At 48.3% G+C, this 14,723-nt stretch carries 15 protein-coding genes; 2 read left to right on the top strand and 13 right to left on the bottom strand.

Annotated features, from left to right (window positions below; all coding sequences use genetic code 11):
• Positions 1-112 precede the first annotated feature (112 nt).
• Genes cbpB through murI form a run of 4 tightly spaced genes read right to left on the bottom strand, consistent with a single transcriptional unit; the run spans position 113 to position 2,585 of the window.
• A complete protein-coding gene (gene cbpB, locus ACEPSU_RS08370; RefSeq protein WP_020088332.1) occupies positions 113-604 on the bottom strand; it encodes a cyclic-di-AMP-binding protein CbpB in 492 nt (163 codons plus the stop codon).
• Between the two features lie 8 nt (positions 605-612).
• Positions 613-1,146 carry a YfcE family phosphodiesterase gene (locus ACEPSU_RS08375; protein WP_395321083.1) on the bottom strand — a complete coding sequence of 178 codons (534 nt, stop codon included), beginning with the start codon at positions 1,144-1,146 and terminating at the stop codon, positions 613-615.
• 2 nt (positions 1,147-1,148) lie between these two features.
• A complete protein-coding gene (locus ACEPSU_RS08380; RefSeq protein ID WP_395321084.1) occupies positions 1,149-1,748 on the bottom strand; it encodes an XTP/dITP diphosphatase in 600 nt (199 codons plus the stop codon).
• A gap of 3 nt (positions 1,749-1,751) precedes the next feature.
• Complete coding sequence (gene murI / locus ACEPSU_RS08385) at positions 1,752-2,585, bottom strand: glutamate racemase (RefSeq protein WP_395321086.1); 834 nt, start codon at positions 2,583-2,585, stop codon at positions 1,752-1,754.
• A 389-nt stretch (positions 2,586-2,974) separates the two neighbouring features.
• Between murI and ACEPSU_RS08390 the strand changes: the two genes are divergently transcribed.
• Positions 2,975-3,493, top strand: coding sequence for a YslB family protein (locus ACEPSU_RS08390; RefSeq protein ID WP_395321088.1), 519 nt, complete (start codon positions 2,975-2,977; stop codon positions 3,491-3,493).
• Positions 3,494-3,774: 281 nt separating this feature from the next.
• On the opposite strand, the gene ACEPSU_RS08395 is transcribed toward ACEPSU_RS08390, so the two are convergent.
• The gene (locus ACEPSU_RS08395) at positions 3,775-4,521 is read right to left on the bottom strand and encodes a hypothetical protein (RefSeq protein WP_395321090.1); all 747 of its coding nucleotides are present in this window, start codon (positions 4,519-4,521) and stop codon (positions 3,775-3,777) included.
• A 189-nt stretch (positions 4,522-4,710) separates the two neighbouring features.
• Here ACEPSU_RS08395 and ACEPSU_RS08400 point away from each other — a divergent pair, with 189 nt between their 5' ends.
• Positions 4,711-5,862 (top strand): helveticin J family class III bacteriocin, encoded by a 1,152-nt coding sequence (locus ACEPSU_RS08400; protein ID WP_395321092.1) that lies wholly within the window; start codon positions 4,711-4,713, stop codon positions 5,860-5,862.
• A 123-nt stretch (positions 5,863-5,985) separates the two neighbouring features.
• Here the strand turns inward: ACEPSU_RS08400 and trxA are convergent, their stop codons facing one another.
• The 8 genes from trxA to alaS all read right to left on the bottom strand — a co-directional run bounded on the left by trxA (position 5,986) and on the right by alaS (position 14,097).
• Complete coding sequence (gene trxA, locus ACEPSU_RS08405; RefSeq protein ID WP_020088337.1) at positions 5,986-6,300, bottom strand: thioredoxin; 315 nt, start codon at positions 6,298-6,300, stop codon at positions 5,986-5,988.
• A 120-nt stretch (positions 6,301-6,420) separates the two neighbouring features.
• Positions 6,421-8,784, bottom strand: coding sequence for an endonuclease MutS2 (locus ACEPSU_RS08410; protein ID WP_260338782.1), 2,364 nt, complete (start codon positions 8,782-8,784; stop codon positions 6,421-6,423).
• 30 nt (positions 8,785-8,814) lie between these two features.
• On the bottom strand, positions 8,815-9,345 hold the full coding sequence (locus tag ACEPSU_RS08415) for a CvpA family protein (protein WP_020088339.1): 531 nt from the start codon (positions 9,343-9,345) through the stop codon (positions 8,815-8,817).
• A gap of 1 nt (position 9,346) precedes the next feature.
• Positions 9,347-9,643, bottom strand: coding sequence for a cell division protein ZapA (locus tag ACEPSU_RS08420; RefSeq protein ID WP_020088340.1), 297 nt, complete (start codon positions 9,641-9,643; stop codon positions 9,347-9,349).
• Between the two features lie 246 nt (positions 9,644-9,889).
• Positions 9,890-10,201 (bottom strand): DUF1292 domain-containing protein, encoded by a 312-nt coding sequence (locus tag ACEPSU_RS08425; protein ID WP_020088341.1) that lies wholly within the window; start codon positions 10,199-10,201, stop codon positions 9,890-9,892.
• Between the two features lie 8 nt (positions 10,202-10,209).
• Complete coding sequence (ruvX, locus tag ACEPSU_RS08430) at positions 10,210-10,647, bottom strand: Holliday junction resolvase RuvX (protein WP_020088342.1); 438 nt, start codon at positions 10,645-10,647, stop codon at positions 10,210-10,212.
• Positions 10,644-10,916 carry an IreB family regulatory phosphoprotein gene (locus ACEPSU_RS08435; RefSeq protein WP_020088343.1) on the bottom strand — a complete coding sequence of 91 codons (273 nt, stop codon included), beginning with the start codon at positions 10,914-10,916 and terminating at the stop codon, positions 10,644-10,646. Before ACEPSU_RS08435 ends, ruvX begins: the two co-directional genes overlap by 4 nt.
• Positions 10,917-11,460: 544 nt before the next feature.
• Positions 11,461-14,097 carry an alanine--tRNA ligase gene (alaS, locus tag ACEPSU_RS08440; RefSeq protein ID WP_395321096.1) on the bottom strand — a complete coding sequence of 879 codons (2,637 nt, stop codon included), beginning with the start codon at positions 14,095-14,097 and terminating at the stop codon, positions 11,461-11,463.
• Positions 14,098-14,723 lie beyond the last annotated feature (626 nt).

The following is a 14,723-nucleotide window of genomic DNA, read 5'->3' on the forward strand; positions in this document are numbered from 1 at the left end:
AGTTTTACAATACCACCAAGCCTCTGATGCAATTAAGTAACAAAACGCCCGAATCTTCTGTTAAATTAGAAGATTCGGGCATTTTATTTTACGCAATTGTGGTGGCGACCAGTTATTTATCAGCCTGGTCTGCCACCTTTTCTTTCGCGGTCACGTCATAATATTTGTGGAGATTGTGCGCCAGGAAATTGATCCGTTTCAATAGCTCACGCCGTGTGATAATTCCCTGAAAGACCTTATCGTCATCAACAAGGGGAATAAACGGCTCATCCACTAAGTAGTTTAAAATTGTTTCGAGTTTAGTTGGATCACTCACCCACCGGTTGACCGGCAGCATCGCATCGGCCACCGTGTAACGACTGAGCTGTTCCACTGCCGCCCCCGGCACATGCAGGAGATATTCCGAAATCGCTGCCAGCGAAATCATCCCCTGCAGCCGATCATCGGGCGTCAACACTGGAATCCGGCTGTAACCAACCTTCGACAACACCATAAAGGCGTGTTCTAAAGTATTGGTTGCCGTAACGTTCGCAACCACATCCGCAGAGATCACGTAACTTTTCGGATCTTTAAGGAGCATTTGTTCAACGGCTGGGTCAATCATGCCTTAATTCATCCTTTCTGCGTCTCCGTCCGGGCAAACGTGAATTTCAAATCCGGCACAGGCTGCCCGTCCCGCGTCACGTACTGCACGATCCACTGGGTCGCCGTTACCGTGATCAGCGCACAGGTCCCGCCTAAATACCGGAACTCACCGCGCGGCTGACTGATACTCCCAGGATTCACAAACAGATGACCACCGACCACTTCGGCTGCCAACTTGTGCGTGTGCCCGTAAAAGACGGCCTCGGCCTGAGCAGCATCCGCCCGTAGCTTCAACTGGGTCAGATCCCAGTTCACGCCATCGTGATGCCCATGCGTCAGTAAGACTTGTCGCCCATCAACTTTAGGCGTGACGACCAACGGTAGATTGGCATCAAAATCCATGTTGCCTTGAACCACGTAAGCATCCTGAAACCACGGATCATCAGCCGTCATTTCCGAATCACCACAGTGAAACACAGCGTCCGGCTGTAACTGTTGTTTTAGCGTGACCAAAATGTCCCGGTCACCATGATTATCACTGATCACTAACCATCGACTCATCGTTAAGCCTCCCACCAGGCGTCAAACTGCGGCAACATCGCCGCCACAGCCTTAGCCCTGTGACTGTGCTGATTCTTAATCGCCAAGCCCATCTCGGCAAAGGTCAACCGTTCCTCAGGCACATAGAATAACGGGTCGTACCCGAAGCCATCGTGGCCTCGGGGTGCCGTTACGATCTCACCCCGGACTTCACCGGTGGCAACTAACTTCTTGCCATCGGGCTTGATGAGGACCAGTGACGTGTGAAAGGCTGCTCCCCGTTTTGCGGCGGGAACCCCTTCTAAATTCGCCAGTAATTTTTCATTATTCTTGGCGTCGTCATGGTCGCCCGCATAACGGGCCGAGTAGATTCCCGGTTCACCATTCAACGCATCGACCATCAGTCCTGAGTCATCGGCCAACACGGGCAGTTGCGTCTCGTGAGCGACCGCCGTTGCCTTTAACGTGGCATTCTCGGTAAAGGTCGTCCCGGTCTCCACAACCTGCTTGAGATTGGGAAAATCCGCCAGCGTCTTCACCGTCAAGCCCTTGGGCTCAAAGATAGCGCGGAATTCGCGTGCCTTACCGGCGTTGTTCGTGGCAATGACAATCGTGTTTTCCATTCGTTATTCAACCTCCGTTGTTTGGGTCAACTCCGCTACGGGCAAATGATGTGCCCGGACAGGTGTCTCTACTAACCAATTATCGGCTAATTCATTGAATCGGTCAACGTCCCCCGTAGTGAAATAATCGCCCGCCGGATGCTGAACACCGCTCGGATTAGCTAAGTTCCAGTAATCCAGCAACGATGTCGCCATGTTAGCCGTGGCAGTCCCGGGATCAACTAAGGTCACGTTGGGGCCAACCACTTCCTGAATCAGTGGCCGCAACAGTGGAAAATGCGTGCAACCCATGACTAAAGTGTCAATATTCTTATCCAATAATGGCGCCAAACCAGTCTTGACCACCGACTGCGCGTGAGCCGACGTTAAATCGTTAGCTTCCACCAAATCCACAAAGTTTTGAACGGCTAAACTAAAGACCGTGTTATGCGGGTCCTTTGCCAAAATCGTTTGCTGGTATTGGTCGCTCTTGACCGTTCCCGTGGTCGCAATCACGCCAATGCGATGATTCCGCGTGGCCTGCACTGCTGCACGAGCACCGGGTGCGATGACGCCCACAACGGGAATAGTCAGTTCCTTTTGCATGGTCGTGAGGGCTGCCGCCGTTGCCGTGTTGCAGGCGATAATCAACATTTTAATGTCTGCCTGGCGTTGTAAGAACCCGGCAATTTGACGCGTGAAGGTCGTAACCTCCGCCGCATCGCGAGGACCATATGGCAACCGTGCCTGATCCCCTAAAAAGACTGTCTTTTCGGTAGGCAACAACCGTTGAACTTCTTTTAATACCGTTAAGCCGCCGACTCCAGAATCCATTAACCCAATTGGACTGTTTTGCATGAATCAACGCTCCTCTCAATTACTTGAAACTATATTATCGCCTTTTTATGAAGCGGATTCAAGTTTCTTGCCGTGAAAATATCTGCTAGCCTTCAAAAAATCAGCTTGATTCCACATTTACCAAACTTTTCCTGTTTCTTAAATTATTACCTTGATTGCTTCAAACTGCTAACTATCAGCTGATGACAATTGCTTGCATTCTTGCAGAGTGGCAGGCCAATCTCAGTCATTCATCTCACACAGAGGTTTCAAGTCAAGGTGAAAGACCGTTTCTCAGGCTTTCGCCGGTCCCCACAGCAGGCGGAATCCCTGGCAACCGCAGGCGACAACCTTCAACCTTTAAGGTATAATGAGTTCAGAATATAATTCGGACAAAGGAGCCAACTATTTTGAAAAACTTATACCAGACCGTCATGAACGATGCTGCGGGTGCTCAGTATCTTCCTCAGATGATTCTTCGTGACGCCCTCATTCCAGAATTGCTCGGTGAGGACAAGGGAGCTATCGGGTACTGGGCCGGTAAATCACTCGCGCGGAAATTCCCGATTGGCAATCCTAAGGACGCCGCCATCTTCTTTGAACAAGTTGGCTTTGGTACCCTCTCACTTGTGAAGCAAACCTCACACATGACCCGCTGGCAACTCAGTGGTGATCCTGTTCGCCTCCGGCTCCAAGTCGTCGGCGACACCGACTTCACCCTCGAAGCTGGCTTTCTTGCCGAAATGATGGCCCAACAACTGGGTATCATCACCGAAGCGGAATTGGTGGAAACTGGCCGCAAGTTAAAGAATCAAGCCGTCACCTTCGACGTCTACACAGACCCAGATGACGTAATTCCAGAATACGATGCGCCACAACCGCTCAGCTTGGTTAAACCAACTGGTAAGAGTGATGATAGTGAAGACTAGACGCTACCAATTACTAACAACTGATATTAAGGTGAAGCTCAATTGAGATTTCACCTTTTTTGTTCAATATTAATCTATCTGCATAACAAAATATCTACCAGTACCTTCAAAAAATTACCTAATCATTAAAGATCAGGTAATCTTATAAACCCTTCTATAAAGAAGAGTGTCTACAGACTAATCCTTCTTAGTTTATTTCAGATGCAAATCATCAATCGCAAACACCATAAATATTGTATTATGCTTCAAGCGACGAAGTTAGTCGAATATTAGCTTAATGACTACTTAACATCCCAATCACTTTGAATTTCTGAATACTTGCGCATATATTTTGCGTTTACCCACCCAGTAAGTTTGCTATTATCTTGTGGCACCACATGATAATACGTATCTCTTTCCCGAGTCCGCATTGCAGCTGAATCAATCTTGAACTTGGCTAAGTGGGGAATTGTTGTTGTAACACCAGCTGTCATTTTTCCCACTATTTTTGTTTTATATTGCGTATATGGAACCACATTCCATATTTTCCCCGGAGTTGCTATACCTACATCGCCTGAAAGGTAAGAAGGAATACTGACTTTCCGTATTGTCTGAACCTTCTTAATTCCGCCAGTAATAATACCGACTTTTTTGCCACCATAGACATAACCACGGAATTTTCCATTTTGACTAACCACTTTGTAATAGACACTTCCAGTATTAGTCACCTGATAACCATAAGCGTGAAAATAATAGGTTGATCCTTTGTCCCTATTATTCACACCGTGAAACACATAGGCCGATGCATCTGCCTTACTATAAGAACCAATTCTTTTCATCTTCGCTTTTGACAAAATCTGTTTAGCTCCCCGAATTGTCCCTGGCTTAGAATACAATGCGTTTTTCCCAGTCGTTGCAACAGTATAGCCCTTACCGGGAACCACTGTGAAACCGATTTTTATTGAAGCAGCCCTTACATTGGTAGCCAATGCAATAGTGCTAAGTACCATTGCCCCCGATACTGCTAATAATTTAAAAATGAATTTCATTTTACATTCCTCCCCTTTTGCCACATTATACCTAATAAATTTAAGACTTTTTGTTTCAATTGTATTAAGTTTACATATTGGAAAATTTATAAAATTTTCATTCTTTTTTTAAGACTATAATCTTTTGCTTCTTACTCTCGCAGCTTACATTACTGTTGAAACAAATAGAAATATCAGGAGGAAAACATTATGAATGAGAAAGATAACAATATAATTGATGAAAGATTCGATTCTGGTCAACCAGTAGCAATTGAAAAACTTGTTCTGGACCGCGGAGACTTCGAATCGGATGAAGCAATGGACATTTACTTTGAAAATCATCCTGAAGCGCCGCGAGATGCCTACGATTTTTATCGAAAAACACAAAATAACAATCTCGAAACTGCACAACATGTCATCCGCCGCGCAACAGCACAAGGAAAGCTTAAGTATACGTTACAAGGACTAACTTATGGTAATGTTGTTCAAAATTGCTATATCGGGTCTTCATACCTGTACACGACGCAACAAGTAAATAATGCTGCAGGTGCAAAACAAGTTATTAGTCGTTTCCCACTTAATGGTAGCACAACCTTACATCGTAAAGATGAAATGACCTTAAATCGCTTTGGCCATGGACAAACCTTGCAGTGGTTTGACAATTCCCAAAAAAGTTCCTATTTTTGGGTCGTTTGCAAAGCAACTAAAGTGGACAACCCTAATCTGTCTGGCCTTGATTGGGGAACACAAATTGGTCGCTTTCAATATCAGCCCAACACTACGATTGACTATACAGATATCGCACGTATCTCTAGTATTAATCGAGCCAATAAAAAGGGCTCCTCATTTGGAACACTCAAGCGCTGTGAAGCTGCCCTAGATAGTTCGAGAAAATATTTTCTAATCTGGGGAATGAACAGCTCTGGAAATGTTCAATTTGCTTACTACAGAGCTACCAGCTTAAACAAAATTTTAGACAACAAGGAGACTCAAAACTCAAAATATATTTCTGCAGGTGATAGTCAGATCATTAACGCATGTGTTGACTCATACCCAGTAGATAAATTTTATTCGATGGTTGCTAACTCTTCTATTCAGGGAATCGAATTCAATGATAATCAAAGTATTTATATTTCTAGTGGTGCATCAGGCGTTTCGTCAACAATCCAAAAAGGTGCTTGGAAAACAAAAAACTTTGCAGCACACGCAACTACAATTAGAGGTGGTGTCCTATCAAATCCTTCAAAACATGACGTGGAAACCGAAGGAATTCAATTAAAAGGCGATTACGTATATCTGAATATAACAACACACGCGGACGGACAACGATTAATTTTTTCTATTCCAAAAACTGAATTTTAGCCAATCATTTAAGTACGCCCCATGAATCGACAAGCTGTCTTTTCCATTTAACAATATTTTACCCATTTATACAAAACGACTGCTACGGAATTGTCCGCGGCAGTCGTTTTTTGACCAGCGTCTTTAAGCTTCGACGTATTGGTCTAAAATCTTCTTTAATTGATCCTTGGAGTGATAGCCCACGATGGAATCCACCACTTTACCGTCCTTCTTGACCAGTAAAGTTGGGATGCTCATGATACCAAAGGATTGTGGCGTGTTAGGGTTGGCGTCAACGTCCATCTTGTTAAAGGTAACGTTGTCCATTTCCCCAGCCAATTGTTCGACTACTGGTGATTGCATCCGACAAGGACCACACCACGTTGCCCAAAAGTCAGTCAAGGTAACGCCCGTAGCAGTATCTTGTTCAAAGGTTTTGTCCGTTGTTTCCGTAACCATTGTATTGCCTCCCTATCAAATTCATAACTTAACTACCAGCAGCATTTCAGGTTGCTTCATAATTAGTCTACCAGACTTTGATAAAATCACAACTAAATTGCTTACAACTTAATTGCCGAATTATTTAAACCGCACGACCGTAGACCCATCGCCCCCGGCATTGGCGGGTGAGAAGCCAAAGCTCTTGATACGGTTGTTGCGCTTCAAATAGTCCGTTACACCCTTACGCAGAGCACCGGTCCCCTTCCCGTGAATGATCGTCACGGACGGATAACCTGCCAGCAGTGCGGAATCGATATACCGATCCACTTCAGCCATGGCCTCTTCGTAGCGGTGGCCCCGCAAGTCCAGGGTTGGTGACATTCCGGATGATCCGGACCGTCGAACCGTGGCCCGCGGTTGCTTCTTACTCTTGGCGGAGTCCTTGGCCTTCTCCAAGTCATTATTGGCAATCTTCATCTTCAGGATGCCCAGCTGAACTTCCCAGTGACTATCGTCCAACTGCTGCATCAAGACCCCAACTTGACCGTAAGACTTCACGAGAACACTGTCGCCCTTGTGGAAGTCGAGCTTGGCCTTTTCACGCCGTAGAACCCGGTTCTTCTTGAGCTTGGTGTCCTGTTGCAGGGCATTCAAGGCCCCCTGCGCAGCAATCAATTCATCTTCCTTAACCACACTCTGACCGGCAGCCAATTGCTTCTTGCGAATGTCCGCAATGATCTGGTTAGCTCGTTTCCGAGACTCGTCGACCAAGCGGTTCGCATCACGTTTGGCATCCAGCATGAGCTGGTCCTTCTGGTGCTGATACTGCTCGAATTGCTTCTGCAGTTGATCGTGAAGCGCATTGGCTTCCTCCAACTGCGTCTGTAGCTCGGCAGCGTCACGATCTGCGTGGCGTTTCTGCTCAGTCAGGTCGCTGATCATGGCATTCAAGTCCTGACTATCTTGATCGGTCAAGCCGCGAGCAGCGTCGATGACCTGGGCTGGCATGCCCAAACGAGAAGCAATATCCAGTGCGTTACTCCGGCCAGGAATCCCAATCAACAGGTGATAGGTCGGCCGTAACGTTTCTCCGTTAAACTCCATACTAGCGTTGATTGTATCCGGCCGGTTGTACCCGTAAGCCTTCAGCTCGGGGTAGTGGGTCGAGGCCATTACATAACTGCCCAACGTCCCAATCTCGTCCAGAATGGCAATGGCCAAGGCGGCCCCTTCTTGGGGATCGGTCCCGGCACCCAATTCATCGACGACGATCAAGCTACGTTCATCGGCTTGACGCAAAATGGCAACGATGTTTTCCATGTGCCCAGAGAACGTACTCAAGCTCTGCTCGATGGATTGTTCATCCCCGATATCGGCAAAAATATCATCAAAGACGCCGATCACACTGTTTTCGTTGGCCGGAATAAATAACCCCGACTGCCCCATCAGCTGAACCAGCGCCAGTGTCTTCAGCGTAATGGTTTTCCCACCGGTATTCGGCCCCGTCACGATAATCGCCTTGTAGTCACGACCAATCGTAATGTCATTGGCAACGACCTTCTTCTGGTCGATCAACGGGTGGCGGGCTTGCCGCAAGTTCACTTGATTATCCAGCGACAGCTTCGGTTCACTCGCCTTCAGTTGGTGGGCGTAACGGGCCTTCGCATTGATAAAGTCAAAGTGACCGAGTAACTCGGCGTTGCGGAGAATCTCATCCTGATAAGGCGACAGTAGAGCCGTCAGCTCAGCCAGGATTCGTTGCTCTTCGTGACGTTCATCCATTTGATTCTGCCGCAAACGGTTGTTTAAACCCACGACAGCTTGCGGTTCAATGAACAGCGTCTGACCGCTGGCACTTTGGTCATGCACGATGCCGCCGAAACGTTGCTTGTATTCGGCCCGGACTGGAATCACGTAGCGGTCGTCACGGATCGTCACGATGGTTTCACTCAGGTACTTGGCATCTTTCCCCCGCGTGTACTGATCCATCGTGGTGCGGATGGCCGCCTCAGTCTGAGTGATGTGTTGGCGGATCTGCTTTAATGCAGGTGAGGCTTCGTCCGTGATATGACCGTCGCCTTCCAGCGAGGTCCGTAAGCGCCGGGTCACGTCGGGTAAGGTCACGAGTTCCTTGACCACCCGGTTTAACCGTCGTAGATCAATTTCCTTTTCTTCCAAATCACGGAAGAACTTTACCACGGAACTGGTCGTCCAGAGGACGCGACTGATCTGTGCCAGTTCGAGGCCGTTCAGAGCGGCTTCCATGGCTAACCGGTGTAAATGAGGCCGAATGTCGTCTAATTTGGGCAGCGGAATGCCACTCTCCAAGCGGTAAATATCCGCGCCATCTCTTGTTTCATCGAGCCAAATCTGGAGTTGCTTCACATCGGCCGTGGGTTGGAGCTGATTGAGCTCGTGTTGCCCAGCGGCGGAGACTAAATAACCGCGAAGCGCCTGCTTGATGCGGTCGTACTCCATAATCTTTAATGTTTTTTGATTCATAGGACGCTCCTCTCTAACGAGTCGTCAGAATTAATGTTCTGTCAGCCACCAGTTGTAGACTTGCTTCGAAAGGACCGGCGTTTGCTTCACGATCCACTGAGCAACTGGTGACGCTTGATAACTGTTTTGGAATCCCTTAACTGGTAACAGGATCATCAGATTTAAAATTAGAAAGATCACCACATAACGGATGACCAGGTTGATTAGACCCCCGGCTAGCGAATTCACTTGATGAATCACTGGTAGCCAGGTTACCTTATTGAGGCCATACGCCACCCGGTGGACGATGAAAAAGCCCACTGTCAGGATGGCGGAGAAAGCAATTCCATTTAAGAAGAAACTGCTGCTCTGGGCCGCCGTGACCGCACTGGCCGAACTGTCCAACGACAGGTTGCCAATGAACTGCCCGATCCCCGTTGCTAGCGGCTTGGCAAAAAAACGCGCGGCCAACCAAACGACGATGTACCCAATCGTATTGAGCACTTGCAGAACCAAGCCCCGACGATAACCTCGGCGATAACCGAAGATCAATACAACCAGAATAATTAGACTTAAAACCAAACTATTCCTCCGTTTCCGGAGCGCTCGCTGAACTAGCCGCTGTGTCTGGCGTCTCTGCCGCTTGGCTCGCCGCAACGTCTGCCGTCGAAGCCATCTTCAGCTGGTCGGAGACGGCGTTGAAGGCCATTAAAATGGCGGCGTCTTCCTTGGATAGATTTGGTGATAATTGTTTTAATTGCGTGAATTGTTGATTCAAAACTTCAGTAACCGCTCGCATATGTTCATCGGAGGTCTGGCCCACAATCGTGTAGGTTTTCCCGGCGATGACGGCTTTGAAGCGGTGCGTCTGTTCCGTCATTTCTCATTCCCCCTGCTGTTTTGTGTGCTCATGATCCATCGATTCGTCGGCACCAACTCATCGAATCAGTCGATTGCTTGACGGCGAACCTAAGCCCACAATGCACAATACTTTATTTTACCATTACTAACCACTTCGTTGCACGCTTTGTGGCCCGCTTCCTTGGAATCTTTCCGGTAAGTGTCACCAGATTCATGGTAAACAAAAAAGAGCGGAATTCCTCCGCCCTTTCACTTATCAATTTGACTAGCCTTGCTTACCAGCGTTAGGATCAATCGTCCCATCTGCTAAGAAGGTGTTTAATACGGATTCAACCATATCCCATTCATCATCGGATTCGATCAATTGCAGGTCGCCACCGGATGGGTTAGCTGGATCATCGTCAGCTGGTAAAGCGTAGGCTTGGATATCAACTTCCTCGTCTTCGCTCTTACCGGCTGGGTAAATCAAAATGTATGACTTACCAAAGTCGTCAGATTCAAAGGTAAACAGGACATCGTATAACTCTTCGTCACCGTTTTCATCAACTAATGTGATTTGTTCTTGGTCTTCGTTCATGGGAAACCTCACTTTTCTCGGGTTAATTTTCCGTGCCGATCTAAATAGTTCTGCAGGATTAACCCGGCTGCTAATTTATCAATTACTTTTTTCCGCTTACGGCGTGATGTGTCAGCCTGTTCCACTAACATACGCTCCGCCTCTACGGTTGTCAACCGTTCGTCTTCGAAGTCAACGGGCAAATGGAACCGCTCCGTCAACATCTCCCCGTACCGCTTAGAAGCCGCGGCCCGTGGGCCCAACGAATTGTTCATATTCTTAGGCAGACCTACGACAAAACCATCAACGTCGTGTTCGGCGACCAACTCAGCCACCCGATCCAACCCAAAAACCTCTGACTCTTCGTCAATTCGAATAATCTCGACACCCTGAGCCGTCCAACCTAGGGCATCACTAATGGCAATACCAACCGTGCGCGAACCAACATCCAACCCCATTAACTTCATGAAGGCTTCACCGGTCCATTCTGGTTGAGATAAACGCGAACCAATTCTTCAATAATCTCGTCACGCTCATGCTTGCGAATCAGGTTCCGTGCATCATTGATACGCGGAATGTACGCAGGATCGCCCGATAGTAGGTACCCGACAATCTGATTAATTGGGTTATAACCCTTTTCTTCTAGTGCTTGATAAACCGTTACCAGTGTATCATGGACGTCCTTTGGCTGGTTAGCGCCAAAGTCGAAATACATCGTTTTGTCTAATGAACTCACTATAAAACACCCCCGCACTTCCTCACTTAGCCTCAATTTTACTCGATAATTCGGCAAACTACAACGACCGACACCCAATGTAATCTATTCGTAATACTGCCGTTATCAAGGGAGCCGCCCATCACGGACCGCTCCCTTGATGAAACACGATTATCTTAATCCATTCGCCCGTAGCTGTCAGGGATTCTGCCTGCTGTGGGGAACGCCTGCAGCCAACAAACTGGTGTCCGGCTCGGTCTGAAGCCTCGTCAAGTCTCACTGAGTCGCCCTAATGACAGATCTCAGTGTGATTGAGAATGTGATCTGATTCGTTATGGTTGCTGCGGCTACGTCATTTATGAAATTAGTTTCCACGCTGACATCTGTTTAAGACAGCCGTTAGGCCATCATTGCCCGGTTCGAAACCCGCTCTTCCATTTCACATAACCGAAACGTGCTCCACAAGGCAGGTCCCTGCGCTTAACCCCAATAAGGAAAAAGCCAGACCCGGGCTTTTATCCTTATTGACGTTAATGCTCAGAGTCTAACCGCCTTGTTCCGCACTCTACTGTTTTTCCAACCACTCAACAGCTGCAGTCATGGCATCTGGTAAGCCCGCTGGGTTCTTCCCACCGGCTTGGGCCAGATTTGGCCGACCGCCACCACCACCATTGATCTTTGGTGAAATCGCCTTGATCAGGTCGCCAGCCTTGACTTGCTTTTGCTTGTCAGCGCTGACCGCAACGATCAGGTTGGCCTTGCCGTTGACTTCGGCACCCAGTACCAAGACATCGGAGAGCGCCTTTTCACGCCACGTATCGGCTAAGGCCCGTAGTTGGTCCATCTTGGAGACTTGGACCGTCCCACTGATCAGCTTGTAGTCGCCCGCTTCAGTAACTTGGTCAAAGACCGCACTGGCTTCCTGACTAGCTAATTTGCCTTCTAAGGCTGCTTGCTTCTGTTCTAAGCTCTTTACCTGTGCTTGTAGGCTCGTCACCTTTTGTTCCACTTCGGCGTCCTGAGTGACCTTTAAATCGCCAGCAACGGCGTCTAAGATCTCACTCCGACCTTGCAGGTACTTGTAGGCTGCGGCTGAGGTAACGGCTTCGATCCGCCGTACCCCGGCACCGACACCGGATTCAGAGGTAATCTTGAACAGACCAATTTCATTGGTGTTCTTGACGTGATTCCCCCCACAGAATTCAGTGACAAAGTCGCCAGCACTGACGACCCGGACAACCTTACCGTACTTTTCGCTAAACAGTGCGATGGCACCCATCTTCTTAGCGGATTCGATATCCGTTTCCACCGTCGTAACGGGTAATTCTGCGAAGATCTTTTCGTTAACGATGGCTTCAGCCTTGGCTAAGTCAGCGGGATCAACTTGCCCAAAGTGGGTAAAGTCAAACCGCAAGTAGTCACCTTCCACTAAGGAACCGGCTTGTTGGGTATGTTCGCCAAAGACTTCACGTAAAGCCTTGTCCAACAGGTGGGTCGCGGTATGGTTCTTTTCGACCTTGCTGTGGAACTTCGCATCAACCTTTAATTCGTAAGTCGTACCCTTCTTCAAAGGTGCAACAACGGTCAAGGTATGCAGGTTTTGCCCGTTTGGCGCATGTTGAACGTCGGCCACGTGTGCAACCACGTTACCGTCAAGGTCGTAAACATCCCCCTTGTCGGCCACTTGGCCACCCATTTCAGCGTAGAATGGCGTCGTATCAAACATGGCTTCGGCCGTTCCCGTTGTTGCTTCATCGGCTAACTGGTCATCAACGACCAGTTCAGTCAATTGGCTCTTGGTTTCGAGCTGCGTGTAACCCACGTATTGGCTAGGCGTCGTGACGTTGATCAAGAGATCATGTTGTAAGCCCATGGCCTTTTGCTTACCCCGGGCGTTACGAGCACGGTCCTTTTGCTTCTGCATTTCTGCCTTGAAGCCGTCTTCATCGACCGTGATATTTTGATCATCGGCGTATTCTTCCGTCAATTCAACTGGGAAACCGTACGTATCGTAGAGCTTGAAAGCGTCGGCACCAGCGATTTGGCTACCACCCTGCTTCTTCAAGTCAGCAATCAAACTGTTCAGCAGGTTCAACCCACCGTCCAGTGTTTCACCGAATCGGTCTTCTTCAGAACGAACAACCTTGGCGATGTAGTCACTTTGCTTGAGCACGTCTGGGTAGTAGGATTCCATGATCTTACCCACAACTGGGACTAATTGGTCCAAAAAGGCCCCTTCGATTCCCAGCTTTTGGCCGTTAACAATGGCCCGACGAATCAACCGACGGATAACGTAGCCGCGACCTTCGTTTCCAGGCAAGGCCCCGTCACCAATCGCAAACGTAATGGCCCGCGCGTGGTCGGCAATCACTTTGAAGGACACGTCGTCTTCATGGTTGGCACCGTACTTCTTACCAGCACTGAGTTCCGCCGTCTTTTCGATGATTGGCAGGAATAAGTCGGTTTCAAAGTTAGTTTTGGCATTTTGGAAAATGGAAACAACCCGTTCGAGCCCCATCCCCGTATCAATGTTCTTCCGAGGCAGTGGCTTGTAAGTGCCATCCGGTTCGTGGTTGAACTGGGAGAACACGATGTTCCAAACTTCAAGGTAGCGTTCATTTTCGCCACCAGGATAGTTTTCAGGATCGTCGTCGGCCAAATTGTTAAAGGCTTCGCCACGGTCGTAGAAAATTTCGGAGTCGGGACCAGAAGGCCCTTCACCAATGTCCCAGAAGTTATCTTCCACAGCAATGATGTGGTCTGGGGCAACCCCTGCGGCTTCCCAGGCTTCCTTGGCGTCAGTATCCTTAGGGTAAACCGTCATGAACAATTTGTCTGGATCCCAGCCGAACCAGTCTGGCGACGTGAGTAATTCCCACGCCCAGTTGATGGCTTCCGTCTTGAAGTAATCCCCAACGGAGAAGTTCCCGAGCATTTCAAATAACGTGTGGTGCCGAGCAGTCTTCCCAACGTTTTCAATATCGTTAGTCCGGATACTCTTCTGTGAACTGGTCAACCGTGGATTCTCAGGAACCACTTGGCCAGAGAAATACTTCTTCATCGTGGCAACCCCGGAGTTGATCCATAGCAACGACGGATCATCCTTGGGAACTAACGATGCACTGGGTTCGATCGTGTGGCCCTTAGACTGGAAAAAGTCCAGGTACATCTGGCGAATCTGACTACTACTTAGGTCTTTCATCTCTTAATACCTCCAAAAAAGTATAAAAAACACCGTTGCCCGTAAAGACGCCGAAGCGCGGTACCACTTTACTTGCAACGATGTTTTAATCGTTTACCTCTTAAACTCATAACGCTGAGTCGCGATGTAGCTGAGGGAGCGCCAGTAACCAACCGAATCGTTTTTCACAGCGACCAAAACGTTTCTGAAAATCGGTGAGTTACGGTATGTCCTCGAATGATATTTAATTGTCCATTAGAAATTATAGGTGGCAACCGCCGCCTTGTCAATCAAGGTTTACGATTAACTCGTGGTTAACATGTAGTGATAGCCATTGCCTCCGGACTAGTGAAAATGGGCTGGGTCGCTGAGGGCGGACGTCCAGAGTCAAAGTACGGTCTCTGGACTTGTCCTTGAGCCGCCAAAACCGCGTCTCAAGGGCACCAATTCTCTAAGCGGTAAACCGCTAAGAAAATTCCCACAGCTGAGCCCATTTTCACCAGCCCTGCGGCTTCACACAGTGTTAAACCCGTTCCCTACTTTTCATCTGACTTACTAAATTCAATGAAACAGATGCCTACCACTAAAATTAACCTAGCCGGAGACAATCAGGGATGTAGCCTGCCGTGACAACGCTGTTAGACCGG

The organism is Levilactobacillus parabrevis (assembly GCF_044051715.1).
In the GTDB taxonomy this organism is placed as follows: Bacteria; Bacillota; Bacilli; order Lactobacillales; family Lactobacillaceae; genus Levilactobacillus; species Levilactobacillus parabrevis.

Bases quoted from the DNA above. Each gene is read 5' to 3' on its own strand.
- murI (WP_395321086.1), bottom strand. From the start codon at position 2,585: ATGCAAAACAGTCCAATTGGGTTAATGGATTCTGGAGTCGGCGGCTTA.
- alaS (WP_395321096.1), bottom strand. From the start codon at position 14,097: ATGAAAGACCTAAGTAGTAGTCAGATTCGCCAGATGTACCTGGACTTT.
- ruvX (WP_020088342.1), bottom strand. From the start codon at position 10,647: ATGAAGTTAATGGGGTTGGATGTTGGTTCGCGCACGGTTGGTATTGCC.
- ACEPSU_RS08400 (WP_395321092.1), top strand. From the start codon at position 4,711: ATGAATGAGAAAGATAACAATATAATTGATGAAAGATTCGATTCTGGT.
- ACEPSU_RS08375 (WP_395321083.1), bottom strand. From the start codon at position 1,146: ATGAGTCGATGGTTAGTGATCAGTGATAATCATGGTGACCGGGACATT.
- ACEPSU_RS08410 (WP_260338782.1), bottom strand. From the start codon at position 8,784: ATGAATCAAAAAACATTAAAGATTATGGAGTACGACCGCATCAAGCAG.
- ACEPSU_RS08425 (WP_020088341.1), bottom strand. From the start codon at position 10,201: ATGAACGAAGACCAAGAACAAATCACATTAGTTGATGAAAACGGTGAC.
- ACEPSU_RS08380 (WP_395321084.1), bottom strand. From the start codon at position 1,748: ATGGAAAACACGATTGTCATTGCCACGAACAACGCCGGTAAGGCACGC.
- cbpB (WP_020088332.1), bottom strand. From the start codon at position 604: ATGATTGACCCAGCCGTTGAACAAATGCTCCTTAAAGATCCGAAAAGT.
- ACEPSU_RS08420 (WP_020088340.1), bottom strand. From the start codon at position 9,643: ATGACGGAACAGACGCACCGCTTCAAAGCCGTCATCGCCGGGAAAACC.
- trxA (WP_020088337.1), bottom strand. From the start codon at position 6,300: ATGGTTACGGAAACAACGGACAAAACCTTTGAACAAGATACTGCTACG.
- ACEPSU_RS08395 (WP_395321090.1), bottom strand. From the start codon at position 4,521: ATGAAATTCATTTTTAAATTATTAGCAGTATCGGGGGCAATGGTACTT.